Here is a 24,290-nt window from a genome sequence, read left to right as displayed (position 1 = left end):
TCTTTCGGGCTTCACGGCCCGCCTGTCCTCCCCCTATAGTCCGCCGCGCCGCACAAGATCAAACCCGATCGCTCTCCTGATTGAAGGAAACCCAGCCGGAATGGCAGACGCACCCACCCTGGTCATCGGAACGCGAGGCAGCCCCCTGGCGCTCGCCCAGGCCCACGAGACGCAGGCACGCCTCGGCGCAGCCCACGGCCTCGCGCCCGAGCGGCTGCCGCTCTCGATCATCAAGACGACGGGCGACGCCATCCAGGACAGGCCCCTCTCGGAGGCCGGCGGCAAGGGTCTGTTCACCAAGGAGCTCGACATCGCGCTGCTCGACGGCGACATCGACCTCGCGGTGCATTCGGCCAAGGACCTGCCCACGGCGCTGCCCGAGGGGATCGTGATCGCCGGCTACCTGCCGCGTGAGGACGTGCGCGACGCCTTCATCAGCCGCCGCTTCAAGAGCCTCGCCGATCTGCCGGCCGGGGCCGTGGTCGGCTCCGCCTCCTTAAGGCGCCAGGCGCAGCTGCGCCGGCTTCGCCCCGACATCGAGGTGACGCTCCTGCGCGGCAACGTGCAGACGCGCCTCGCCAAGCTCGATCGCGGCGAGGTCGACGCCACGCTCCTGGCCATGGCGGGCCTGCGGAGGCTCGGCCTCACCGACCATGTGTCCGCCACCCTCGACGTGACGGACTTCCTGCCCGCGGTGGGGCAGGGCGCCATCGCGATCGCCATCCGGGCCGACGACGGCCGGGTGGCCCAGGCGGTCGCGGCGATCCTCGACGCGCCGACCGGCCATGCGCTCGCGGCCGAGCGGGCCTTTCTCACTGTGCTCGACGGCTCCTGCCGCACGCCCATCGCGGGCCATGCGCGCCTCGACGGGAATTCGCTCGAAATCCGCGGTATGGTCCTGCGGCCGGACGGGTCGGAGACCCTGGAGGTCGTCCGCCGCGGCGACGCGTCGGACGCCGCCACCCTCGGGCGCGAGGCGGGGCTCGACCTTCGCTCCCGCATGCCGGCCGGATTCCTGAACTCGTGATGCGCATCCTCGTCACACGATCGCAGGACGATGCCGTGCGAACGGCAGGGCGTCTTGCGGAACGCGGTCACGATGCCGTCATCGCACCCGTGACCGAGGTCGTCCCGACAGGCGATCCCATGCCGGCGGAGACCTGGGACGCGCTGGTGGTCACGAGCGCCCATGCGCAGGAGGCCCTGGCGCAGATCGGCGACCGGACGAAACCGGTTTTCGCCGTCGGCCCCCACACGGCATCCGCGGTGCGCGAGGCCGGGTTCCACCATGTGGTCACGGCCGATGGCGACGCGAAATCGATGATCGGCGTCATCCGCGATGCCGCAAGGAGCGGCACGACGCTGCTCCACGTCACGGCGCGCCATCACAAGGATGAGCCGGCGGCCTCGCTGCGGGCCGCGGGATACCGCATCGTGCAATGGGAGGCCTACGAGGCGAAGGCGGTCGCGTCATTGCAGCCCTCGGCCGCGGAGGCGCTGCACACTGGCCAAATCGGGGCGGCGCTCCATTATTCCCGCAGGAGCGCGACCATCGTTCTCCGGCTGACAGAGGAGGCAGGGCTGACATCGACCCTCAGGACGTTTCCGCATCTCTGCTTGTCGCCGGACGTGGCGGCGCCCCTCGAAGGGCTGGGCATCGCGACCCTTCAGGCGGCGCGGCCGGACGAGGAGGCGCTCCTCGCCCTGCTGGACGGCCTCCCGTGACGCTGGGCTACGCTTCGTCTACGATCCGTCCGTGAAGGCCGTCGTCGCACGGCATCGCCCGGGGGAACCGGCGGTTCTTCGGGAGGATACCCGGGCAGGGAACGAAACGCTGCGCTCAAGCTTGCCATATTTGCATCTCAAGAGTGATCCGTGACCGATTCATTTGACCCCAAAGCCTCGAAATCCTCCCGCAAGAAGCACAAGCGCGAGCCCGCGACGATCGACCTGAAGGCGACCGTCGTCCACGACGCGGCTCCGCCGGAGGACAAGAAGCCCAAGGACGAGGCGACCGCGCAGCCGGCCCCCGTGGCGGAGGATGCGGCCGCCCAGCCGACGGCGACGCTCGATTCGGGAGCCGGGGTCGATTCGCTTCCGGGCGGCGCGGCCGAGCCCCTGGCCGCGCAGGAGATTCCGGTCGACATGGCGCCCGCCGCGGAGATCCCCGGCCAGCCGGTGCCGGCCGAGGAAACGGTCCTGCGCGAGGAGCCTCCTCAGGACACCCCGTCGGCGCAGGACACCCTCGCGAGCGCATCCGACACCTTGCCGGGCGCCCAGGACACTCTTGCCGGAGCGACGCTCCGCCCTGACGCCGAGCCGGCTGAGGTGCCGCCTCCGCCGCCGCGGGCCGAACCCGCGCCGCGCAGCAATGCCGGCGCCATGATCGGCTCCGGCCTCCTCGGCGGCCTGATCGGCGCGGGGCTCCTCTACGGAATCCAGCACTGGCAGGGCGCCCCGACCGGGAACGACCCGCGGATCGCCCAGCTCGAGCAGCGCGTCGGCGCCCTGGCGCAGCAGCGCGCCGCGCCGGCGCCGGGCCAGCCGGCAGCCGCCAACGGACAGCTCGAGAGCCGGCTTGCCGCCGTCGAGTCGGCGGTCGGCTCCGTCGACCAGCGGATCCAGGCTGCCCAGAGCGCTGCCGAGCAGGCGGCCGCCCGGGCCCAGGAGGCCCTCGACCGGCCGGTTCCGCAACCGCAGCAGAACGAGGCGGCCCTCGCCCAGCTCACCGAGCGCGTCTCGCGGGCGGACGAGCAGATCCAGGCGAATGCCCAGCGGCTCCAGCAGGCGCAGGGCGCGCTCGAGCAGGTGCAGCAGGTCCAAGGCAGCCTCCAGCAGGCGCAGAGCGCCATCCAGCAGGTCCAGGGCACGGTCCAGCAGGTCCAGACCGATCTCCAGCAGGTCCGGGCCGACGTGCAGCAGGCGGCCGCCCAGGCGCGGCAGGCCGTCGAGAGCCGCGTGTCCGAGGTCGACCGGCGCCTGTCCGAGCAGGACCGCCGCACGGGCGAGCAGGAGCAGCGCCTCGCCGCCCTGTCGCGTCAGGTCACCCAGACCACCGAGGCGACGACTCAGCCGGCGATCCGGGTCATCCTGGCCGAGCGCCTCGGCTCCGCCCTGCGGAACGGTGCGCCCTATGCGGACGTTCTGTCCGCCTTGAGGAATGCCGAGACCGATCCGGGCCGCCTCCAGGCCCTCGAACCCTTCGCCCAGCAGGGGGCGCCCACGGCGGCCGAGCTCGCCCAGGACTTCAAGCCGCTCGGCGAGAGGATCCTGCAGCAGGAGCGGCCCGCCGACGCGACCTGGACGGACCGGCTCATGCGCATGGCCGACAAGGTCGTGACCGTCAGGCCGGTCGACGCGCCGGACTCGGCCGGCGTGACCGGCCTCGTCGGCAAGATCGAGCAGGCGCTCGCCCGCGGCGACGTCGCGGCGGCGGTCTCCGGCTGGGACGCCCTGCCCGAGCCGGCCCGGCGCCTCTCCGAGGAATGGGGCCGTCAGGCCAAGGCGCGCGCCCAGGCCGATGCGGCCGCGCAGGCGATCGTCTCCGACGCGGTCGCCGCCCTCAACACCCGTACGACCCAGTAAGTAAGGATCAGGCCAGCATGTGGCGCGCTCTCGTCTTTATCGGTCTCCTCTGCCTTGCTGCCTTCGGGGCGGTCTGGCTCGCCGACCGGCCTGGCACGGTCCTCGTGACCTTCGGGGGCTACGAGGCGCAGACCTCGGTGGCGGTCGCCGCCGTCGGGCTCGCCGGCCTCGCCCTCCTGCTCGCGATGCTGTGGTCGATCGTGGTCACGATCATGGGCCTGCCCTCCCGGCTCAGCTTCGCCTCGAAGGCGCGCCGCCGCGCCCGGGGCTATCAGGCCGTCTCCCGCGGCATGGTGGCGGTCGGCGCGGGGGATCCGATCGCGGCCCGCCGCTATGCCGGCGAGGCCGAGCGTCTCCTGGGGCATGAGCCCCTGACCCTGCTCCTCAAGGCGCAGGCCGCCCAGGTGTCCGGCAACCGGGCGGCCGCGGAGGCCGCCTTCACCCAGATGATGGAGGAGGACGAGACGCGCGTCCTGGGCCTGCGCGGCCTCTTCGTCGAGGCTCGCCGTCGCGGCGACAATCTCGCGGCGCGGGAATACGCCGCCGAGGCCGTGCGGCTTGCGCCGGCCGCGGCCTGGGCGAGCGACGCGGTCCTCGAGGCGCGCTCCGCCGAGCGGGACTGGCGCGGCGCCCTGGAGGCGATCGACCGTCGGGCCTCCCTCGGTCTTCTCGACAAGAAGACCGCCAAGCGCCAGCGGGCTGTCCTGCTCACCGCCGACGCCCTCGAGCGGGCCGAGACCGACCCGGATGGCGCGCTGCGCAGCAGCCAAGACGCCGTGAAGCTCGCGCCGGATCTGGTTCCGGCGGCGGCGCTCGCCGGGCGCCTCCTGTCGCACAGGGGCGACCTGCGCCGCGCGGCCAAGATCGTCGAGGCCGCCTGGCGCAGCAACCCGCACCCGGAGCTCGCCGAGGTCTATCTCAATCTCCGTCCGGGCGATTCGGCCCTCGACCGGCTCGCCCGTGCCGAGACCCTGCAGAGGCTCTCGAACCACGCCCCCGAGGGCCAGCTCGCCGTCGCGCGGGCGGCGTACGAGGCCCGCGAGTTCGATCGCGCCCGCCGGGCCCTCCAGCCGCTGCTGGAGGAGCGCCCGACCATGCGGGTCTGCCTCCTCATGGCCGATCTGGAAGAGGCCGAGCACGGCCGCACCGGCCGCAGCCGCGAATGGCTCGCCCGCGCCACCCGGGCGCCGCGCGATCCGGCTTGGATCGCGGACGGGGTCGTGTCGGACCGCTGGGCGCCGATCTCGCCTGTCACCGGTCGCATCGACGCCTTCGTGTGGCAGGCTCCGCCGGACGTGCTCGTCGCGCCGGAGGTCGCCATGAGCGACGACGTGACCGGCGACCTCGACGAGGAGCCGCAGATCCTGCCGCCGATCGCGCCGGACGAGGTCGCGGTCTCGGCTCCGGCCGAAGCGGCCCCGCCGGAAGCCCCCGTGGTCGCGGACGAGCCGGTTCCGGTCGACGCCACGGCCACCGCGCCGGCACCGGCCGAATCGGCCCCGGAGACTGTCCAGGGGCCGGAGAAGGAGCCGGCCAGGGAGGGGGCCGCCGAGGCGACGGCGCACCGGCCGGAGCCCGTCGTGTTTCCCGTGACGCCGCCCGACGTGCCCAAGCTCAAGGAGGCCGGCGGCGGCCGCCGCGGATTATTTGGGTAACGGGCGCGGCAAAATGCGTGCGTCCCTTGCCAAGCCCCGCGCTTGGGGGTATGAGGGCGCCCTCTTCGATCGCAAGATCGCGACGCCGCAATAGCTCAGCTGGTAGAGCACCTCATTCGTAATGAGGGGGTCGGGGGTTCGAATCCCTCTTGCGGCACCATTTCCTTCTCCCCTTGGGTCAAGGTGTGTGCTAAAGGGCTGCCTCCCGGTAGCCGTCGCGTTCGTGAGATCGGGAAGACAGTGGCGGTCACCCAAACCGCCGTGCCGGGCATGGGGCTGTAGCTCAGTTGGGAGAGCGCGTGAATGGCATTCACGAGGTCAGCGGTTCGATCCCGCTCAGCTCCACCAGGCACTTGAAAACTTTGGAGTGTGCGGGTGTAGCTCAGGGGTAGAGCACAACCTTGCCAAGGTTGGGGTCGAGGGTTCGAATCCCTTCGCCCGCTCCAAACACACTGATACGCGGGCGTAGCTCAGTCGGTTAGAGTGCCGGCCTGTCACGCCGGAGGTCGCGGGTTCGAGCCCCGTCGCCCGCGCCACTCGGTCCAGGGAACTCCCCTTCTTCCATCGCCGAAAAGGTCCGGAGCCCGCAAAACGGGCCCGCTCCCTGTTGGAGGACGGGCCCGTCGTGACGCGTGGTCACTCGCCACTGGCGTTGATCCGGACATCATCCGGTGATCTTCAGACGAATTGTCGGGCCGAAGGAGGCCTCGGCGCTCACTTGATCGGCGGGGAGGCGTGCTTCAGCCCAGTGGGTATCGCTATTCCAGCCTCCATCCTGTTCAGGCCGGGGCGGGCGCCCGGTCAGGGTTCATGCAGGACCGGCGGGCGTCAGGAGCCCACACGCATCGTCACGCCGGTCTGCGTTGGGACGGGACGATTCGGAGCCCGTCAGAGGTTCAAGCCGGCTCACGACACCGGGTTTCAGCGTGGCGGCAAAGAAAGTTTCCGGTGCTGTTCGGCGCCGTCAGGGTTTCGCCGGATCGCATAGCCAGGGTCGTGCTCAAAAGAAGAGCGCCCGTTCGGCTGGCGCTCAAGGTAGGCCGCCTTCTACGGCCACATCCAGGGAGAGCTACACGTTGTGCCGCACTCGGCACACGAGAAGGCTGCGCCCGAAACGTAAACAAAGCCTTAACCGACCTCCTGCATCCGGTGCGGCATTCCGGCATGGCCCGGGCCGTCTGCCGCTCCGGAGCGCCTTGATGTATTCGGGCGTGGAAGCGCCTCCGCGCAAGTCGGCCGACAGTAGAGATCCAAGAGTTCGGAAGTAATCTGAACATTCGTTCAGACGGGTTCTTATGACGTTAGTCCCAATCAAAAATAATCGGAACCATGGCAGCGAAGGAAGCGTTCTTGCTGCACGTTTTCTCTGTGATGGAGAGTAGGGACATGCGTAAGAACATCTTGCTGATGACGGCTGCGGCCGTCCTCGGCTTCGGAAGCATCGTGACGAGTGCCAGCACGCCTGCTCAGGCGCAGGTCGGTTTCGAGGTCGGCCCCGGCGGCGTCCGCGTCTACGAGGATCGCGACCGCGGATACCGTCCGGTCGTGGAGCGCCGCCGCGTCGAGCGCCGCGTGATCGTCGACGACGACGACCGCGACTGCCGCGTCGAAGTGCGCCGCCACATCAATCGCTACGGCGAGCGCGTGACCCGTCGCATGACGATCTGCGACTAAGGCCTTCAGTAGAGTAGCGTAGCGTCCAGCGTGGTCCTTCGGGGCCACGCTTTTCTTTTGGCTCGGTGATGTCCTGGCGTGGGCCGGGGATATGCACAGGGCCTTCCCTTCGGGTGCCTCGTGCGGCCTCTTGCGCTCCCCTCGCGGCCCACATAGGCTTGAGCTCACAAGAAACAAAAAAACGCCGAATCGAACGAGGGCTTCAGGGAGAAAGCGCTTGGGAGATGGGATCCGCGACGCTCAATGCGGTGAGGCTCTGGACGATCTCGATTCGTCGTCGCCCGAGGCTCGTCTTCTCGGACGGAGAGGACCTGCGGCGTGACCCTCGTTCTCGACAACGTCAGCAAGAAGGTCGGCGCCGAGACTCATATCCGCGACGTGTCCCTGACGCTGACCCGCGGCTCCCTCAACGTGCTGCTCGGCGCGACGCTGGCGGGCAAGACCTCGCTGATGCGCCTCATGGCGGGACTCGACGCGCCGACCACGGGCCATGTGCTTGTGGACGGGCAGGACGTGACCGGCTGGCCCGTCCAGCGCCGCAGCGTCGCGATGGTCTATCAGCAGTTCATCAACTACCCGTCCCTAACGGTCTATGAGAACATCGCATCGCCCCTGCGCGTCGCCGGGCTCAGAAGCGACGAGATCGCCGCCCGGGTCAAGGATGCCGCGCGGCTCCTCAAGCTCGAGCCCTATCTCGACCGCAAGCCCCTGAACCTGTCGGGCGGACAGCAGCAGCGCACGGCGATCGCGCGGGCGCTCGTCAAGCGCGCCGACCTGGTGCTCCTCGACGAGCCGCTCGCGAATCTCGACTACAAGCTGCGCGAGGAGCTGCGCGAGGAGCTGCCACGGGTCTTCGCGGCCTCCGGCGCGATCTTCGTCTACGCCACCACGGAGCCGTCCGAAGCGTTGCTCCTCGGAGGCAACACCGCGACCCTGTTCGAGGGCCGCGTCACCCAGTTCGGCCCGACGCCGCAGGTCTACCGGCGGCCGCAGGACCTCGTGACCGCGCGGGTCTTCTCGGATCCGCCGCTCAACACGCTGACGGCGCAGAAATCCGGCGGGACGGTCACCCTCGGGACCGGCGGCCAGGTGCCGGCGCGCGGCGTCTTCGCGGACGTGCCGGACGGGTCCTACACGGTGGGCTTCCGGGCGCATCACCTCGGGCTCGAGGCTTCGGGCGCCCCCGACGCGATCCACCTTCCGGCCACCGTTTCCGTCGCCGAGATCACCGGCTCGGAAAGTTATGTGCATCTCGACGTGGGCGACCGGCGCTTCGTCGCCCTGGTGCCGGGGGTTAAACGGCTGGAGCCGGGCGCCGTCGTGACGGCGTGGCTCGACCCGCGTCACCTGTTCCTGTTCGACGAGACCGGCCGGCTTGCGGCCGCCGATCTCGCAAGGGCCGCCTGAGAGGAGAGCGCCGTGGCCAGAATCACCCTCGATCATCTGGCCCACGCCTACAAGCCCGATCCGCGCGGGCCCCAGGACTACGCCCTGAAGGAGATCAACCACGTGTGGGACCAGGGCGGCGCCTATGCGCTCCTGGGTCCCTCCGGCTGCGGCAAGACCACGCTCCTCAACATCATCTCCGGGCTGGTGCACCCCACGCGCGGGCGCATCCGCTTCGACGAGCGCGACGTGACCGAGCTGTCCACGGAGGCGCGCAACATCGCACAGGTGTTCCAGTTTCCGGTGGTCTACGACACCATGTCGGTGCGCGAGAACCTGGCCTTTCCGCTCAAGAACCGCGGCGTGCCGCGCGACCGCACGGCCGCGCGGGTCGAGGAGATCGCGCACCTTCTCGACCTCACCCGCGTGCTCGACCGCAAGGCCCGCAATCTCACGGCCGACATGAAGCAGAAGATCTCTCTGGGACGCGGCCTCGTGCGGCCCGACGTGGCCGCGATCCTGTTCGACGAGCCGCTCACCGTGATCGACCCGCACCTGAAATGGCAGCTGCGCTCGACCCTTAAAGAGATTCACCGGGCGCTGGACATCACCATGATCTACGTCACGCACGACCAGACCGAGGCACTGACCTTCGCCGACAAGGTCGTGGTGATGCATGACGGCGCGGTGGTGCAGACCGGCACCCCGGAAGAGCTCTTCGAACGCCCGGCCCATACCTTCGTGGGCCACTTCATCGGGTCTCCGGGCATGAACATCCTGCCGTGCCGGGTCGACGGCGCGACGGCCTATATCGAGAACGAGCCCGTGTCGCTCACGCGCGCCTACCGGACCCTGCCGCAGGGCCAGCGGATCGAACTCGGCATCCGGCCAGAATTCGTGCGGCTGCAGGAGAGGGGGGACGGGTTGCCGGTGCGCGTGCGGCGCATCGACGATATCGGCCGCGCCCGCATCGCCCGGGTGGAGCTTGCCGGAAACGCCCTGGCGGCGAGCGTGCCGGAAACCTTCGCCATCGACGGGGACGAGGCCGCGCTCGCCTTCGATCCGCGTCACGTTCACATCTATGCCGACGGGCACCTCGTCGCGGGAGAGCCGGCGCGATGAACAAGACCCTCAACCACAAGGCCTGGTTCCTGGTCCTGCCGGTCTTCGCCCTGGTGGCTTTCTCGGCCGTCGTGCCGCTGATGACCGTGGTGAACTACTCGGTGCAGGACACGTTCGGGAACAACCAGTTCTTCTGGAACGGAGTGGGGTGGTTCGCGGAGCTGCTCGACCCGTCGCGGGAGCTCGGCGGCCGCTTCTTCGATGCCCTGTGGCGCACGCTCCTGTTCTCGGCCATCATCCTGGCGATCGAGATCCCGCTCGGCATCGCGGTGGCGCTCGCCATGCCCCGCGAGGGCTGGACGGTGGCGCTCTGCCTCGTGCTGATGGCGCTGCCGCTCCTGATCCCGTGGAACGTAGTCGGCACGATCTGGCAGGTCTTCGCCCGTGGCGACATCGGGCTTCTCGGCTGGGTCGTGAACCATCTCGGCATCGACTACAACTACACGGGCCATTCCCTCGACGCTTGGGTGACCATCATCGTCATGGACGTGTGGCACTGGACGAGCCTCGTGGCGCTCCTGTGCTATGCGGGCCTGAAATCCATTCCCGATGCCTACTACCAGGCCGCGCGCATCGACGGCGCCTCGCGCTGGGCGGTGTTCCGCACCATCCAGCTGCCCAAGATGCGCCGGGTGCTGCTGATCGCGGTGCTCCTGCGCTTCATGGACTCGTTCATGATCTACACCGAGCCGTTCGTGCTGACCGGCGGCGGGCCCGGCAACGCCACCACCTTCCTGTCGATCGACCTCGTCAAGCTGGCGCTGGGGCAGTTCGACCTCGGCAAGGCGGCCGCCATGTCGATCGTCTACAACCTCATCATCCTGGCGATCTGCTGGGTCTTCTACACGGTGATGACCAACGTGGACGCGGACCGCGAGAGGGTCGAGGCATGACCGACACCGTCGCCATCGGAGCCTCACGAGCGAAGGACACGCCGGCCGCGGTCAACCGCGCCGTCGCCGGCCCGCGGGTGAACGGGAAGGTGGTCGTCATGACCCTCTACCTCCTGTTCCTGATGCTGCCGATCTACTGGCTCGTGAACATGAGCCTGAAGACCAACCTGGAGATCACCTCCGGCCTCACCCTCTGGCCGCGGGAGATCACCTTCGACAACTACATCCGCATCTTCACGGACGAGAGCTGGTATTCGGGCTACATCAACTCGCTCACCTACGTGGTGATCAACACGGTGCTGTCGATCACCTTCGCGCTGCCGGCGGCCTATGCGTTCTCGCGCTACCATTTCCTCGGCGACAAGCACCTGTTCTTCTGGCTGCTCACCAACCGCATGGCGCCGCCGGCTGTGTTCGCGCTGCCCTTCTTCAATCTCTACTCGGCGATCGGGCTCTTCGACACGCCCTGGGCCGTGGCGCTGGCGCATTGCCTGTTCAACATCCCGCTCGCGGTGTGGATCCTGGAGGGCTTCATGTCGGGCGTGCCGCGGGAGATCGACGAGACCGCCGCCATCGACGGCTATTCCTTCCCGCGGTTCTTCATCAAAATCTTCATGCCGCTGATCGCCTCAGGCATCGGCGTGGCGGCCTTCTTCTGCTTCATGTTCTCCTGGGTCGAGCTGCTGCTGGCGCGCACGCTGACCACCGTGAACGCCAAGCCCATCGCGGCCACCATGACCCGCACGGTTTCGGCCTCCGGCATGGACTGGGGCATGCTCGCGGCGGCCGGCGTCCTCACCATCGTGCCGGGCGCGCTCGTGATCTGGTTCGTGCGCAACTACATCGCCAAGGGCTTCGCCCTGGGGCGGGTTTGAGGAGGGCGGTCGATGCCTGATCTCGCCTGGATGGCCTGGACCTGGCAGACCGGCCTCTTCTTCGCCGGCATCGCCAGCCTGCTCCTCGTCATGACGGTGCTCGCCGTCGCGCGGCCGGAGGCGGAGCGCGTCGGGGTCTTACGCATCCCCACGACCCGCGGCGACCGGCTGTTCATTTCGCTGCTCGGCGCAGCCTTCATTCATCTCGCCTGGCTCGGGTTCTTCGGACCCGAGCAGCTCTGGTGGGCATTCGGCCTTTCCCTCGTCTACGCGGCGGCCGTGTTCCGCTTCGTGTGAGGGGAAGGTTCAACAAGGCTCTGCGGCCCTGAAAGACGGGGCCGAAGGGAAGAACCCGGCCGGGACGACAACCGGCCGATCACGGGAGGAAGAACCCATGTTTGCAAGATCGCGTCTCAAGCTTCTTGTGTCCGCCAGTACGATCGCGATGGCGCTCGGCACGGGCGCGGCTTTCGCCGGAATGGAGGAAGCCCGCCGCTGGGTCGACACCGAATTCCAGCCCTCCACGCTCTCCAAGGAAGAGCAGATGAAGGAGATGGAATGGTTCGTGAATGCCGCGAAGCCGTTCGCCGGCATGGAGATCAACGTGGTGTCGGAAACGATCACCACTCACGAGTACGAGGCCCGCACCCTTGCCAAGGCCTTCTCGGAGATCACCGGCATCAAGCTCACCCACGACCTCATCCAGGAGGGCGACGTGGTGGAGAAGATCCAGACCCAGATGCAGTCGGGCCGCAACGTCTACGACGCCTGGGTGAACGATTCCGACCTGATCGGCACCCACTTCCGCTACAAGCAGGCCATCGCGCTCGACGACTGGATGGCGGGCGAGGGCAAGGATGTCACCTCGCCGACGCTCGACATCAACGACTTCATCGGCAAGTCCTTCACGACCGCGCCGGACGGCAAGATGTACCAGCTGCCCGACCAGCAGTTCGCGAACGTGTACTGGTTCCGCTACGACTGGTTCCAGCGGCCGGACCTGAAGGAGAAGTTCAAGGCCAAGTACGGCTACGACCTCGGCGTCCCGGTGAACTGGTCGGCCTATGAGGACATCGCCGAGTTCTTCACCAACGACGTGAAGGAGATCGACGGCGTCAAGGTCTACGGCCATATGGACTACGGCAAGAAGGATCCGTCGCTCGGCTGGCGCTTCACCGATGCCTGGCTGTCGATGGCCGGCAACGGCGACAAGGGCATCCCGAACGGCCTGCCGGTGGACGAGTGGGGCATCCGCATGGAGGGCTGCCGCCCGGTCGGCTCCTCGGTGGAGCGCGGCGGCGACACCAACGGCGCCGCGGCCGTCTACTCGATCACCAAATATCTCGACTGGATGAAGAAATACGCCCCGCCGCAGGCGAACGGCATGAACTTCTCCGAATCGGGACCGGTGCCGGCGCAGGGCAACATCGCCCAGCAGATCTTCTGGTACACGGCGTTCACGGCCGACATGGTCAAGCCCGGCCTGCCGGTGGTGAATGCGGACGGAACGCCGAAATGGCGCATGGCTCCGTCGCCGCACGGCTCGTACTGGAAGGAGGGCATGAAGCTCGGCTACCAGGATGCGGGCTCGTGGACGCTGCTGAAGTCCACGCCGCTCGAGCGCCGCAAGGCGGCCTGGCTCTACGCGCAGTTCGTGACCTCGAAATCGGTCTCGCTGAAGAAGAGCCATGTGGGCCTCACCTTCATCCGCGAGAGCGACATCTGGGACAAGAGCTTCACGGAGCGCGCCCCGAAGCTCGGCGGCCTGATCGAGTTCTACCGCTCGCCGGCCCGCGTGCAGTGGACGCCCACCGGCAACAACGTTCCGGACTATCCGAAGCTCGCGCAGCTCTGGTGGCAGAACATCGGTGACGCGGCGTCTGGCGCCAAGACCCCGCAGCAGGCGATGGACGCGCTTGCGGCCGCGCAGGACGAAGTGCTCGGACGCCTCGAGCGCGCCAACGTGCAGGGCGAGTGCGGACCGAAGCTGAACCCGAAGACCTCGGCCGAGGAGTGGATCAAGAAGGCCGCCGCCTCGGGCACGATCGCGCCGCAGCCGAAGCTCGCCAACGAGAAGCCGAAGGGCGAGACGGTGGACTACGACACGCTCATCAAGAGCTGGCCCGCCTCGCCGCCCAAGCGCAGCTGAGCCGGATCGACCGCGCAACGAAGAGGAGGAGGGGGTGAACGCCCCCTCCTTTTTTCTTGGGCCGCACCCGTCAAAGCACCACGATGCCGGCGTGCTTCGCCTTGTTGTCCGGCTCCACGTGAATGGTCACGAGCGCGCCGTCCACGTCCTTCTTGAGGGCACGTTCCAGGCGGTCGCAGATGTCGTGGGCGTCCGTGACGCTCATCCCGCCCGGCACCACCAGATGGAAGTCGATGAAGGTGACCTTGCCGGCGTGGCGGGTGCGCAGGTCGTGCGCCTCGATGGCTCCGGCGGCATTGTTCGAGATGACCTCGCGGATCTGGGTCAGCACTTTGTCGGGCACCGCCTCGTCCATGAGGCCGCTGATGCTCTCCTTCATCAGGCCCCAGCCGGACCAGAGGATGTTGAGCGCCACCACGGCGGCGAGAGCCGGGTCGAGCTGCGCCCAGCCGGTGATCGGCACGAGCAGGAGCCCCGCCAGAACCCCGAAGGAGGTGACCACGTCCGTCAGGAGATGGCGCCCGTCGGCCGCCAGCGCCGGGGAGCGCAGGCGTCGCCCCTCGCGGATCAGCATCCAGGACCAGAAGGCGTTGATGAAGCCGGCGAGCGCGTTGAGGGCGAGGCCTTCGGCCGGGGCGTCCAGCAATTTGGGCGCCATGAAGCCGCGATAGGATTCCTCGAGAATCATCAGGGCCGCTACGATGATCAGCACGCCCTCCAGCACCGCCGAGAAATACTCGACCTTGTGATGACCGTATGGGTGGTTGGCGTCGGCCGGCTGCGCGCTCACGCGCACGGCCATATAGGCCGCCACCGCCGTCACCACGTTGATGATGCTCTCGAGCGCGTCCGAATAGAGCGCAATGCTGCCCGTCAGGTAATAGGCAGCATATTTCAGAGCGAACACGATCGCTCCGATGACGATGCTGCCGATGGCAAGTTTCTGAATCTTGTCCATAGGCGTCCGGGCTATGTCAGGGTCGGGGGTGGGCGGAGGCGACCTTATAGAGCGGTTCGCAGAAGCCGCAAGTCTTTGTTTCTCTTTGCAAATGGCTTGCAGGAGCAGGGCGCGCGCACGTCCTTCCCGGCCGGAGGAAAGCGGAGGGGGAGGAAATCGATGCGCTTGGGCCAACCGGAGGCTGAATTCCCTTACCTCCTCGTCGGGCCACCAGGGATGAACATGGGCTCAGGCGATCTTCGCGATCCTGGCCGCCAGCTTGTCGTGATAGCCGGCGAGGGAGGGAGCGAGGGTGCGGCAGCGGTCGAGGAGCGCCTCGGCGTCCTGCCTCTGCCCGGCCCGCAGGGCCGCGAGCAGGCGGGGATGCGTCTCCTCCAGCTCGGCGATGGCGGGATCAGCCTGCTGTGCGGCCGGCGCGACGACGGTGTAGATGGCGGATTCCGTGGCGCGGCCGCGCACGGCGATGCGGTCGAGCTCGATCAGCACGAAATGACCGCGCACGGCCGCGGCCGTCGCCGGGCCGAGGATCACCGAGACGCCGAACTCCTTCGACAGGCTCTCCAGGCGCGAGGCGAGGTTCACGGCGTCGCCCAGCACCGAGTAGTCGTAGCGCCAGCGCGAGCCCACGTTCCCGACGATGCAGTCGCCCGTGTTGATGCCGACGCCGACCGCGAAGCGGGGGGCGTTCTCGCCCTCCTCCTGGCGCAGCACCCGGTTCAGCTCCTCGACGGCCCCCATCATGCCGAGCGCCGCGCGCACGGCGCGCAGCGGATGGTCGGGATTGCGCAGGGGCGCGTTCCAGAAAGCCATCACGCAGTCGCCCATGTATTTGTCGATGGTGCCGCCTTCGGCCATCACGGCGCCCGAGAGCACGTCGAGCAGGCGGTTGATGAGGGTGGTGAGCCGCTCCGGCTCGTCCTTCAGCCTCTCCGACATGCTCGTGAAGCCGCGCACGTCGCAGAACAGGATCGAGAGATTGCGGCGCTCGCCTCCGAGCTTCAGGGCGCTGGGGTCGCGGGCGAGCTGCGCCACCAGCTCCGGCGCGAGGTAGCGCGAGAAGGCCTCCGACACCGCGCGGCGCATCTGGCGCTCGCGCATGAAGTCCACGCCGAACCGCGCCCCGAAGACGCCCAGCGCCGCCGCCATCGGCAGGGCAGGGGGCGCCCAGATGCGCCCGAAGCGCAGCAGCGCCCAGGCGCCGACCAGGAGCCCCACGATCGTCAGGGCGGCCAGGACGCCCGCGCGCTTGGAGATCCCTCGGCGGCAGAGTGCGGCGGCCAGGAAGGCGGCGGCCACGATGAGACCGGCCATGGCGAGGCGCGGGACCGGCACCGCGTAGAGGCGATGGCGCAGATTGTCGAGGATCGTCGCCTGCACCTCCACGCCGGCGGTGAGGGTGCCGCTGGTGAGCGTATAGGGGGTCGGGAAGGTATCGGGCGCGCCCGCATCGGCGGAGGTCGCGGCCTTCAGGCTGAGGCCCACGAGCACGGTCTGGCCCTTGAGGCGGCCGGGCGGCAGGAAGGTCTCCGGGTCGAGGGCCTGGTAGTAGGACACGCGCGGATAGGTGTCGGCCGGGCCGAAATACTGGATCAGCGCGCCCTCCGGCGGCGGGCCGACGGCGACGCCCTCGACGCGCAGAATCTCGGCCGCGAAGCCCTCGGACACGCGCGGCATGAGGCGTAAGTAAGCGTCGCCGTCGAGATCGACCGAGGTGACGCCCGGCGTTGCGCCGGCATCGAGAAACGGATCGATCGGGGTGACCCGGGTCGTCTGGACGCCCTGTTCGAGTACGGTCGTCACGTCGTCCGCCGCCAGCACCACGTCCGGGCCCAGGGCGGCCGCGAGAGCTTTATCGGCCTCCTCGGAAGAGGGCTCGGAGAAGATGACGTCGAAGCCGATCACCCGGGCGCCGGCGCGGCGCAGGCTCTCGACCAGCCGCGCATGCAGGTCCCGCGGCCAGGGCCAGCGCTGCCCGATCTCGGAAAAGGACGGCTCGTCGATCGCCACGATCAGAGCGCCAGGCTGCGGAGGACGCGGCGGCACGATGGTGGAGAGCACGTCGTAGAACCGTGCCTCGATCAGGCCGAAGGGCTTGAAGAACGCGAGCGGGATCAGGAGCGCCGCGATGAAGGCCGCGATCGCGAAGTGGCGCAGGGCTGCCCGGTCGGCGCTTCCCGTCCGGGACGAATCGGCGCCTGTCTCAGGGCCGCCCACTCCTCAGAACCGCGCCTTCATGGTGGCCGCGTAGGTCCGGCCGGTGCCGGGAATGCCGGGGGCGATCTCGTAATCCTGGTCGAGCAGGTTGAGGACGCTGAAGCCCAGGAGCAGCCGCCGGTCGGGCGTTTCCCACGTCACCGAGCCGTCCGCCGTCCAGTAATCGTCGAGGCGCGTTCCGGCGATGTCGCCCTTCAGGTCGCTCACGAAGGTGCCCGCCATGGTGATCTTGAGGCGGCTCGGATGGACGAAGGTGAGGCCCGCCCGTGCAAAATGTCCCGCGATGAAGGGCACGTCGGCGCCGACCGCCTCGGCGGAGCGGATCTCGGACGAGACCGTGCCGACGGTGCCGAACACGCCGATCCCGTAACCGAGCCAGAGGTTCGCGGTCGCGGCGAGACGTTCGATCCGGGCCTTGCCGATCGAGATGCTGTCGAGGGTGGCGGCGAGAGGCAGGTCGAGGCCGCGGGCATCCTGCCGCTGGTACTCGACGGCCGTGAAGACATGGGGGCTCCACTCCGCGTCCCAGCGCAGGGCGAGCGTGTCGATGCGGCCGCCGAGCGCGGTCGGCAGCTCGTTGGGCACGAGCCCGACGGTCGTGACCGGCGCCAGGGTGAAGGCGAGCGGCAGGTCGCCGTCGCGCTGGTACGCGGCCCGCAGCCAGTGCCCCTCGAACGGCGAGACGCCGATGCCGAGCCGCGGCGTCACCGACGTGTCCCCCGGCTGGCTCTCCACGTCGACGGACGTCCGCTGCACTCCGACCTCGGCTTCGAACCAGTCCGACGGCCGCCAGAAGGCGTCCGCATAGAGACGGGTGGCGCGGAAATCCGCCTCCGTGCGTTCGTTGATGTCGGCGCGCTCGATGCGATTGGTCTGTGCGTTGAGAACGAAGCTGTTTCCGAACGCGCTGTTGAAGGATCGTCCGGCCTGTCCTTCGAAGCCGTAGCGGAGGGTCAGGTCACCGAACCCGACCGTATGGCCCAAAGCCGCGACGACGCCCTCGGTCCAGCGCCGCTCCCGTTGCTCCCCGCCCACGATGAGCGGGAACAGATCGGCGGAGGTCGCCTGCGAGTAGCGGCGGTCGAAGCTGCGCTGGGCGAAGACCGCGCCCGTGAGGACGTTGCGGTCGCTGAAGCTGTGGCTCCAGCCGGCCCCGCCGGTCAGGGCAGTGGTCTCCTGTTGGCCCGTGAAGAAGCGGGTCCGGGTGTCGATCCGCGCGAGGCCCGGCTCCGCGCTGGCGGCCGCCCCGAAGACGAGGAAGCGGTCCGTGGCGGAGGGGGACGAGCCGACGAAGAACGAGGCGCTGTCCGCCTCCTCCTTGTCGATCGGGTTGCGTCCGTCGCCGCGCAGGCGGTTTGCCGCAAGGGAGAACGAGGTGGGCATCGGTTCGTTGGTGAAGCCCTGGACGTTGGCCTCCGTCCCCCAGCCGACCCGGTTGTCCCGGAACAGCAGGCTGCCGCCGACCTCCACATCCAGGAAGGGGCGGCGCAGGAGATCGAGGCGGCCGATCCGGCCCGACACCGCGAGAGGATCGAAGAACAGGCCCTGCACGACGAGGTTGAAGGCCGTCAGGTCCGCGGTCTCTCCCTCGACGGTCGCGACGGTCGGCCGCGCGGTGAGAAGGGTCGGACGCTGGGCGGCGGCCTGGTCGAAATAGCCCGAAGCCGTGAAGGGGTCGAAGACCCGGTCGCCGTAGAAGCGGCCCCACTCGTTCAGGCCGATGAACCGGTAGGCCTGGGCCGGGTAGGAGCCGGCCTGCCGGTTCACGGCGATCCCGGCGAAATCCCCGCCGCGCTGGCGGAACCGGCGCACGGCCTCCCGGGCGCTCAGCACCGCCTCGTCGGCCCGGTACTGGTCGATGGCGATGGCCGTGCGGACGATGGAGACGATCGGATCGTTCGGGTCGAGGCGGTCGGCATTGTCCAGCGCCTGATCGGCCAGTTCCTCGTCGCCGTTCTGGTAATAGGCGATCGCCGCGGCGAGCAGGCCCTGCGAATGGGCCGGGTTGGCGGCGGAGCCCATGAGGATGAAGTCGAGCCCCCGGGCGGCCTCGCCCTTCTGCAGGAGGTAGCGCCCCTTGGCCACGTAGCCGATGTGGAACGCCGGATCGAGTTCGAGCGCCTTCTCGATCAGGACGCCGGCCTCGTCGACCCGGTTCTGGTCGAGGATCAGGAGCGCGAGATTGACGTAGGCGATCGGGCTTTCGGGATCCTCCGCGATGGACCGGCGCAGGGCCTCCTCGGCGGCGATGGGGCGGTCGCGGGTGGATTCGAACAGGCCGATGTCGTTCCAGACGTCCGGGTCGCCCGGCGCGACGGCCGCGACGCGGCGCAGGTCGTCGATCGCTTCATTCACCCGCCCGTCGATGTCGCCCTTGATGTTGGCGTGCGCCATCACGACGGCCGGATCGTCCGGATCGATGGCGACCGCGCGGGCGATGGCCTCGCGCATCTCCTCGCGCCGGTTGAGCGCGAAGGCGAGCTGCGCCGACAGGACGGCGATCCGGGTGTCGTTGGGAAAGCGCTTCTCGGCCTGCCGGATCACCTCGGCGGCCGCGGTTAGATCCTCGCGAAAGGCCACCACATAGGCGTGGGCCAGGGCGGCCTCGGGATCGTTCGGGCTGAGCTTCGGCTCGGGATAGATCCGCTTCGGGTCCGCGAGCGACTGCGCGATGTAGCGCCCGTAGGCGGCGCTGATGCGGCGCTTGGGATCGAGCCCGCCGCGTTCGGCACGGGCGAAGAGAGCCGCCGACTCGCTCCAGCGCCGCTGCGCGCCGGCCAGCACGGCCTCGACCAGGTCCGCCCGCGCCCTCTGGCGGGCGTTGAGCGGAAAGCGGCGGGCCTCCGCCAGGGCGGCGACGCCGGCGGCGCGGCCGTCGAACGAGGGGGCGATCTCCGCAAGGTTCAGCCAGTCCTCGGCCCGCCGGTTCTCCGGCGGGATCGCGGCGATCCGGGTGCGCTCCGCACGCAGCGCCGGACCGGTCAGGGGCGACACCGAGGTCGAGGTGAACGCGTCCCGCAGCGTCATGTAGAAGAGCATCTGCTCGCGGTCGTTGGAGTTCACGAGCACGAACTTCGTCGGCGCCTGGCCAATGGACGCGACGGCGCCTTCGCCCTGCCGGACCGTCACCGAGCCCTGTGGGTTCGAGAGCTCGACCACGCCCTCCAGGACGATGAGCGACGTCTTGCCCGAACCGTCCACCGACAGGGACCAGTCGGTCCCGCGGATCGCCGCCACTGCGGCCGGCGTCTTGACGTCCACGCCCGTTCCGCCCCGGTTGGCGCGCGCCCAGATGTTGCCGGCCTGGAGGTTGAGCTGGGTCGTCCCGGCGCCGGCGCCGGCGATCTCGTTCACCGTCAGGGTCGAGTTACGCCCGACGCGGATCTGGGTCTGGTCGGAGAACAGGATCGCCAGGTTGCCGATGGCGTTGGTGCGCAGCGCGTCGCCGCCGAGCAGGTCCTGCCTAAGCTCGGCCGACCGCCAGGCCTCCTCCCGCACGAAGCGCAGTTCCTCGCCGCCCTTGGCGGCCACGATGGCGCCTGCGGCGGGAGCCGCTCGCGGAACGGGCGATTGCGCCTGCGCGCCGGCCAGGGAAAGGGCGAGGGCGCTGGTGGCGACCAGGAACCGGAGGGAGCGAGGATGCATGGGGAAGATCGGCTTGGAAGTTACAAGGTACCCTGAAGGCGGCGAACCTTAGCAGGAATAACGTAACCTCAAAACGATTTCCGTAACGATATGCCGTGCTCTACGGCACATCGGGGACGAAAAATTGGAGTGCGTGACCTGGAATCCTCACGGATTCACTTTGCGGGCCATCAGCAGCTTCTGCTTGAGATCGTTCTGAGCGAACGGCTTCTGCAGGACGGGGCGGTCCCGGAACGTGTCGCGGATGCCGGCGCTGCCGTAGCCCGTCGAGAAGACGAACGGGATCGAGCGCTGGGCGAGAGCCTCAGCGACTGGGTAGATCGGTTCGCCTGCCACGTTCACGTCCAGAATGGCGAGGTCGACCTTCTCGTTCGCGACGGCATCGAGGGCCGCGGACAGGCGCGCTGCGGGACCGATCACCTCGCAGCCGAAATCGAGCAGCATGTCCTCGAGCAGGAGCGAGATGGCCGCCTCATCCTCGACGACGAGGATCTTGAGGCCGCTAAGGTCGCTGCTGGTGATACTTTCAGTCACAGGTGCTCTTTCTCATGCCGTAAGGGCAGCCGGTCTTTGCCGGAGCCAGGGAATTGAATGCTAATATCACTGCCACGCCGTCCTGCAACAGAGGGGCATGCGGCGAAACGGTCATGCGATGTCAGCAGGGGTTAACTTAGGGTGGGGAGCGTCGCTTGCCTAGGTCCGGAAGAGCTTGACTTTATTCGTGAAAGTGACGGCGAGGCCGGAGCGCCTCTCGAGATCCCGTGCGACTCTTCGCCTTAGAGCCCGTCCGGTCTGCCGGAAGGATCAGGCCTGCCGCCGAAGCAGGGGCGCCTTTCACGACGCTCATGAGGGGCCTCTTGCGAAGACGGGCGCGGCACCCGAATATTCCGGCCATGTCCGTCATCACCCGCTTGCGCGACTTCTTCCACGATTCTCTCCCCGTTGACGATTCCGCCGAAACCGACGAGCGCCTGACCGTTGCGGTCCTCCTGATCCTCATCGCCCGCGCCGACGGCCGGACGCTGAAGGTCGAGGAGGAGGGGCTCCGCGTGCTCCTCGGCTCCCGGTTTGGCCTGACCCGCGAACAGGCGGAGCGCCTGCTGCGGCACGCCGCCGAGATCGAGGGGACCCTGGAGCCCTCCACCTCCCTGATCGACCGCATCGCCCAGGACGTTCCTTCCGAAGACCGGCCGCGCCTCCTGGCGCTGGCCTATCGCATCGCCGCCATCGACGGCGCGGTCCATGAATTCGAGGACGACCTGATCTGGCGCACCGGCCGGCTCCTCGACCTCCCGGAGGCGGAGATCGCCGCCATTAAGGAAGAGGCCCTCAGGAACCTCGTTCCGGACCAGGCCCGTGGCTAGGCCGGCAGCGCGGCGCGCGCCCAAGCCCAAGGACCCCATCCTCATCGTTCTCCACCAGGAGCACTCGACCCCCGGGCGGGTGGGGCGCCTGCTGCAGGAGCGCGGCCATGTCCTGGACATCCGGCGGCCCCGGTTCGGCGACCCGCTGCCGGAGACCCTGGAGAAGCATGGCGGCGCGATGATCTTCGGCGGGCCCATGAGCGCCAACGATCCTGACGATTTCGTGAAGGCGGAGATCGACTGGATCCGGGTGCCGCTTACCGAGAAGAAGCCCTTCCTCGGCCTGTGCCTCGGAGCCCAGATGCTCGCCAAGCACCTCGGCGCCGGCGTCTGGCAGCACCCGGAGGGCAGGGCGGAGATCGGCTATTACCCGCTGCTTCCGACCCCGGCCGGCAAGGTCTTCGGCGAGGATCTCGGCGCGCCTTGGCCGACCCACGTCTATCACTGGCACCGGGAGGGCTTCGACTGCCCTACGGGAGCCGAGACCCTCGCGTCCGGCGACGACTTTCCGACCCAGGCCATCCGGGTGGGCGAGGCGGCCTTCGGCCTGCAGTTCCACCCGGAGGTCACTCACGCCATGATCTGCCGCTGGACGGTGGTGGCGGCCGAGCGCCTCGCCATGCCCGGCGCGCAGGACCGCGTCCGGCAGATCAACGGCCGTTTCCAGTACGATCCCCATGTCCGGCTCTGGCTCGACGCCTTCCTGGACCATTGGCTCGCCGCCGAGCGCTGAACGCTGCCCATGACGACGCCGATCCTGACCAGCGCGCGCCTGTGCTTCCACCCCTGGACGGCGGAGGATTTCCCGCTGTTTGCGTCCCTCCACGGCGACCCGGAGGTACAGCATTTCCTGGCGATGGGCGATCCGCCCTGGGACGAGCCGTACCTGAAGGCCAAGTTCGACGGCTTCCGGGCCGATTACGCGGCCCATGGCTGGACGAAGTTCAAGGTCACGGACCGGGACGGCGCGTTCCTCGGCCGCGCCGGGTTCGGGCTCTTCTCCGAGACAGGCGAGCTCGAGCTCGGCTACAGCTTCATGCGCTCTCTCTGGGGGCAGGGCTATGCGACCGAGGCCGCCGGCGCGCTGCTCGGCTGGATCTACCGGGTCGAGCCCGTCGACCACGTGATCGGCTTCGCGGTGGCCGGGCATGTCGCATCCCGCAGAGTCCTCGAAAAGGCCGGGATGGCGTTCACGGGCATCCGGGACGTCGACGGTATTCCCAACGCCTTCTACCGGCACGACCGCCCGGCCTGATCGATCACGTCGCGTCGAATTCGAATGGCGACACGCCCCGCTTCATTTCGTCGACGATCAGCGCGTGCATCAGCGGCGGCGCGGCGCGCTGCGGGCAGGCGACCCGCTCGCACAGGCGGCAATTGATGCCGATCGGGGTCGGGTCCGGGGCCGAGAGGTCGAGGCCGCGGGCGTAGACGAGCCGATGGGCGTATTTCAACTCGCACCCTAAGCCCACCACGAATTGCGGATCGGGCATGCCCCACGGGGTGAAGGCGCGCTTGACCGAGCGGGCGACCGAGAACCAGCGCGAGCTGTCCGGCAGCTCGATCACCTGCGTCACCACCTGGCCGGGCGTCCGCAAGGTGCTGTGCAGGTTCCAGAGCGGGCATGTGCCGCCGAACTGCGAGAACGGGAAGCGGCCCGACGAGAACCGCTTCGACACGTTGCCGGCGGAATCGACCCGCACCAGGAAGAACGGGATGCCGCGCGCCCCCGGACGGGCCAGGGTGGTGAGCCGGTGCGCCACCTGCTCGAAGCTCGCCCCGAACCGGGCCCCCAGCACCTCCACGTCGTAGCCCAGCGCCTCCGCGGCCGCGTGGAACCTGCCGTAGGGCATCATCAGGGCGCCGGCGAAGTAGTTGCCGAAAGAGACGCGCAGGAGCCGCCGCGCCGGACCGTCCTCGGGCTCCAGCCGGGCCGCCAGGGCGTCGATGGTCTCGCGCATCTCCGCGAAGGCGAGCTGGTAGGCGGCCTGGAAGGTGCGGCCCGAGGGCTCCACCATCTCGGAGATCAGGAGCTGCCGCCGGTGATGGTCGAAGCGGCGCAGGGAATCCGGCATCACGTCGACCGGCATGATGCGCACCCGGATGCTGTGCTTGGCATGCAGGCGCTCACTGACCGCGTAGAACGGCTCGTGCCCGGTGAGCGCAAGATCGGACGCGAGGGACTCGGCGGCCTCGTCCAGCTCCGGAAAATGGTTCTTGGCCTCGTGGATCAGGTGGCGCACCCGGTCGACCGGGTTGTCCTGCGGCGCGTCCTCGGCCCGGTCCCGGTCGTTCAGGCGCGGCGTCATGGCCTCGCTCGCGCCCCGCAAGGCCTGATAGGCGCGGTAGAGCCGGTTGACCGCATCGACCAGGGTCGGGGCGCTCTCCACGGTTTCGCGCAGCTCGATCCGGGACACCGGAGCGCTGCGAAAGAGCGGGTCGGCGAAGACCTCGTCCAGCTCGGAGACGGTTCGCTCGTGATCGTCCGTGGCGAATTCCCGCGGGTCCAGCGAATAGGCATGGGCCAGCCGGATCAGGACCTGCGCCGTGATCGGGCGCTGGTTGCGCTCCATCAGGTTCAGGTAGCTCGGCGACAGGCCAAGCTCCTCGGCCATGCGGGCCTGGCTGAGATTGCGCTCCCGCCGCAGGCGTTTGAGGCGGGGTCCGACGAACAGCTTTCTGCTCTCATCCATAGGTAAATTTCTTTACAGTTTTACTCTCAGTGCTGTGTCGTGTTGTGACAACACGACTTTTCTTCCTGAAACTCTCG

19 protein-coding genes and 4 tRNA genes are annotated in these 24,290 nt (G+C 68.7%); 18 read left to right on the top strand and 5 right to left on the bottom strand.

Annotation, left to right across the window (positions count from 1 at the left end; all coding sequences use genetic code 11):
• The first annotated feature begins 100 nt into the window (after nucleotides 1–100).
• The 15 genes from hemC (at nucleotide 101) to DES45_RS01650 (ending at nucleotide 13,339) form a co-directional block, all read left to right on the top strand.
• Nucleotides 101–1,027 carry a hydroxymethylbilane synthase gene (gene hemC / locus DES45_RS01720; protein WP_114768241.1) on the top strand — a complete coding sequence of 309 codons (927 nt, stop codon included), beginning with the start codon at nucleotides 101–103 and terminating at the stop codon, nucleotides 1,025–1,027.
• Nucleotides 1,027–1,725 carry a uroporphyrinogen-III synthase gene (locus DES45_RS01715; RefSeq protein WP_114768240.1) on the top strand — a complete coding sequence of 233 codons (699 nt, stop codon included), beginning with the start codon at nucleotides 1,027–1,029 and terminating at the stop codon, nucleotides 1,723–1,725. Before hemC ends, DES45_RS01715 begins: the two co-directional genes overlap by 1 nt.
• A gap of 150 nt (nucleotides 1,726–1,875) precedes the next feature.
• A complete protein-coding gene (locus DES45_RS01710) occupies nucleotides 1,876–3,585 on the top strand; it encodes a COG4223 family protein (protein ID WP_114768239.1) in 1,710 nt (569 codons plus the stop codon).
• A gap of 17 nt (nucleotides 3,586–3,602) precedes the next feature.
• Nucleotides 3,603–5,240 carry a heme biosynthesis protein HemY gene (locus DES45_RS01705; RefSeq protein ID WP_114768238.1) on the top strand — a complete coding sequence of 546 codons (1,638 nt, stop codon included), beginning with the start codon at nucleotides 3,603–3,605 and terminating at the stop codon, nucleotides 5,238–5,240.
• Nucleotides 5,241–5,324: 84 nt separating this feature from the next.
• Nucleotides 5,325–5,400: transfer RNA gene (locus tag DES45_RS01700), tRNA-Thr, on the top strand.
• 112 nt (nucleotides 5,401–5,512) lie between these two features.
• Nucleotides 5,513–5,588: transfer RNA gene (locus tag DES45_RS01695), tRNA-Ala, on the top strand.
• Nucleotides 5,589–5,611: 23 nt separating this feature from the next.
• Nucleotides 5,612–5,686, top strand: a tRNA-Gly gene (locus DES45_RS01690).
• Nucleotides 5,687–5,699: 13 nt separating this feature from the next.
• Nucleotides 5,700–5,776, top strand: a tRNA-Asp gene (locus tag DES45_RS01685).
• Between the two features lie 850 nt (nucleotides 5,777–6,626).
• Complete coding sequence (locus DES45_RS01680) at nucleotides 6,627–6,914, top strand: hypothetical protein (RefSeq protein WP_114768237.1); 288 nt, start codon at nucleotides 6,627–6,629, stop codon at nucleotides 6,912–6,914.
• Nucleotides 6,915–7,232: 318 nt separating this feature from the next.
• Nucleotides 7,233–8,321: an ABC transporter ATP-binding protein gene (locus tag DES45_RS01675; RefSeq protein WP_114768236.1), complete on the top strand. Its 1,089-nt coding sequence runs from the start codon at nucleotides 7,233–7,235 to the stop codon at nucleotides 8,319–8,321.
• A gap of 12 nt (nucleotides 8,322–8,333) precedes the next feature.
• A complete protein-coding gene (locus tag DES45_RS01670) occupies nucleotides 8,334–9,422 on the top strand; it encodes an ABC transporter ATP-binding protein (protein ID WP_114768235.1) in 1,089 nt (362 codons plus the stop codon).
• A complete protein-coding gene (locus tag DES45_RS01665; RefSeq protein WP_114768234.1) occupies nucleotides 9,419–10,315 on the top strand; it encodes a carbohydrate ABC transporter permease in 897 nt (298 codons plus the stop codon). The genes DES45_RS01670 and DES45_RS01665 overlap by 4 nt, the downstream gene beginning before the upstream one ends.
• A 98-nt stretch (nucleotides 10,316–10,413) precedes the next feature.
• A complete protein-coding gene (locus DES45_RS01660) occupies nucleotides 10,414–11,190 on the top strand; it encodes a carbohydrate ABC transporter permease (protein ID WP_245429748.1) in 777 nt (258 codons plus the stop codon).
• A 12-nt stretch (nucleotides 11,191–11,202) separates the two neighbouring features.
• Complete coding sequence (locus tag DES45_RS01655) at nucleotides 11,203–11,487, top strand: DUF2160 domain-containing protein (RefSeq protein ID WP_114768232.1); 285 nt, start codon at nucleotides 11,203–11,205, stop codon at nucleotides 11,485–11,487.
• A gap of 97 nt (nucleotides 11,488–11,584) precedes the next feature.
• Complete coding sequence (locus DES45_RS01650; protein WP_114768231.1) at nucleotides 11,585–13,339, top strand: ABC transporter substrate-binding protein; 1,755 nt, start codon at nucleotides 11,585–11,587, stop codon at nucleotides 13,337–13,339.
• Nucleotides 13,340–13,409: 70 nt separating this feature from the next.
• Here DES45_RS01650 and DES45_RS01645 read toward each other — a convergent pair whose 3' ends face one another.
• From DES45_RS01645 to DES45_RS01630, 4 genes are all read right to left on the bottom strand, one after another.
• Nucleotides 13,410–14,297 carry a cation diffusion facilitator family transporter gene (locus tag DES45_RS01645; protein WP_114768230.1) on the bottom strand — a complete coding sequence of 296 codons (888 nt, stop codon included), beginning with the start codon at nucleotides 14,295–14,297 and terminating at the stop codon, nucleotides 13,410–13,412.
• 228 nt (nucleotides 14,298–14,525) lie between these two features.
• Complete coding sequence (locus DES45_RS01640; RefSeq protein WP_245429690.1) at nucleotides 14,526–16,511, bottom strand: CHASE2 domain-containing protein; 1,986 nt, start codon at nucleotides 16,509–16,511, stop codon at nucleotides 14,526–14,528.
• Nucleotides 16,512–16,514: 3 nt separating this feature from the next.
• Nucleotides 16,515–20,156: a tetratricopeptide repeat protein gene (locus DES45_RS01635; RefSeq protein WP_114768229.1), complete on the bottom strand. Its 3,642-nt coding sequence runs from the start codon at nucleotides 20,154–20,156 to the stop codon at nucleotides 16,515–16,517.
• A 147-nt stretch (nucleotides 20,157–20,303) separates the two neighbouring features.
• Nucleotides 20,304–20,690: a response regulator gene (locus tag DES45_RS01630; RefSeq protein ID WP_114768228.1), complete on the bottom strand. Its 387-nt coding sequence runs from the start codon at nucleotides 20,688–20,690 to the stop codon at nucleotides 20,304–20,306.
• Between the two features lie 359 nt (nucleotides 20,691–21,049).
• Between DES45_RS01630 and DES45_RS01625 the strand changes: the two genes are divergently transcribed.
• Genes DES45_RS01625 through DES45_RS01615 form a run of 3 tightly spaced genes read left to right on the top strand, consistent with a single transcriptional unit; the run spans nucleotide 21,050 to nucleotide 22,775 of the window.
• The gene (locus tag DES45_RS01625) at nucleotides 21,050–21,520 is read left to right on the top strand and encodes a tellurite resistance TerB family protein (RefSeq protein ID WP_170151358.1); all 471 of its coding nucleotides are present in this window, start codon (nucleotides 21,050–21,052) and stop codon (nucleotides 21,518–21,520) included.
• Nucleotides 21,513–22,253: a glutamine amidotransferase gene (locus DES45_RS01620; RefSeq protein WP_114768226.1), complete on the top strand. Its 741-nt coding sequence runs from the start codon at nucleotides 21,513–21,515 to the stop codon at nucleotides 22,251–22,253. Before DES45_RS01625 ends, DES45_RS01620 begins: the two co-directional genes overlap by 8 nt.
• Before the next feature lie 9 nt (nucleotides 22,254–22,262).
• Nucleotides 22,263–22,775 (top strand): GNAT family N-acetyltransferase, encoded by a 513-nt coding sequence (locus DES45_RS01615; protein WP_114768225.1) that lies wholly within the window; start codon nucleotides 22,263–22,265, stop codon nucleotides 22,773–22,775.
• 4 nt (nucleotides 22,776–22,779) lie between these two features.
• On the opposite strand, the gene DES45_RS01610 is transcribed toward DES45_RS01615, so the two are convergent.
• Nucleotides 22,780–24,213 carry a helix-turn-helix domain-containing protein gene (locus tag DES45_RS01610; RefSeq protein WP_114768224.1) on the bottom strand — a complete coding sequence of 478 codons (1,434 nt, stop codon included), beginning with the start codon at nucleotides 24,211–24,213 and terminating at the stop codon, nucleotides 22,780–22,782.
• Nucleotides 24,214–24,290 lie beyond the last annotated feature (77 nt).

Source organism: Microvirga subterranea, from assembly GCF_003350535.1.
GTDB classification, from domain to species: Bacteria; Pseudomonadota; Alphaproteobacteria; order Rhizobiales; family Beijerinckiaceae; genus Microvirga; species Microvirga subterranea.
This window is presented reverse-complemented; position numbering and strand designations above follow the sequence as displayed.

Excerpts from the sequence above, each read along its gene's own strand:
- hemC (WP_114768241.1), top strand. The coding sequence starts at position 101 with ATGGCAGACGCACCCACCCTGGTCATCGGAACGCGAGGCAGCCCCCTG.
- DES45_RS01715 (WP_114768240.1), top strand. The coding sequence starts at position 1,027 with ATGCGCATCCTCGTCACACGATCGCAGGACGATGCCGTGCGAACGGCA.
- DES45_RS01705 (WP_114768238.1), top strand. The coding sequence starts at position 3,603 with ATGTGGCGCGCTCTCGTCTTTATCGGTCTCCTCTGCCTTGCTGCCTTC.
- DES45_RS01680 (WP_114768237.1), top strand. The coding sequence starts at position 6,627 with ATGCGTAAGAACATCTTGCTGATGACGGCTGCGGCCGTCCTCGGCTTC.
- DES45_RS01665 (WP_114768234.1), top strand. The coding sequence starts at position 9,419 with ATGAACAAGACCCTCAACCACAAGGCCTGGTTCCTGGTCCTGCCGGTC.
- DES45_RS01660 (WP_245429748.1), top strand. The coding sequence starts at position 10,414 with ATGACCCTCTACCTCCTGTTCCTGATGCTGCCGATCTACTGGCTCGTG.
- DES45_RS01655 (WP_114768232.1), top strand. The coding sequence starts at position 11,203 with ATGCCTGATCTCGCCTGGATGGCCTGGACCTGGCAGACCGGCCTCTTC.
- DES45_RS01650 (WP_114768231.1), top strand. The coding sequence starts at position 11,585 with ATGTTTGCAAGATCGCGTCTCAAGCTTCTTGTGTCCGCCAGTACGATC.
- DES45_RS01645 (WP_114768230.1), bottom strand. The coding sequence starts at position 14,297 with ATGGACAAGATTCAGAAACTTGCCATCGGCAGCATCGTCATCGGAGCG.
- DES45_RS01635 (WP_114768229.1), bottom strand. The coding sequence starts at position 20,156 with ATGCATCCTCGCTCCCTCCGGTTCCTGGTCGCCACCAGCGCCCTCGCC.
- DES45_RS01625 (WP_170151358.1), top strand. The coding sequence starts at position 21,050 with ATGTCCGTCATCACCCGCTTGCGCGACTTCTTCCACGATTCTCTCCCC.
- DES45_RS01615 (WP_114768225.1), top strand. The coding sequence starts at position 22,263 with ATGACGACGCCGATCCTGACCAGCGCGCGCCTGTGCTTCCACCCCTGG.
- DES45_RS01610 (WP_114768224.1), bottom strand. The coding sequence starts at position 24,213 with ATGGATGAGAGCAGAAAGCTGTTCGTCGGACCCCGCCTCAAACGCCTG.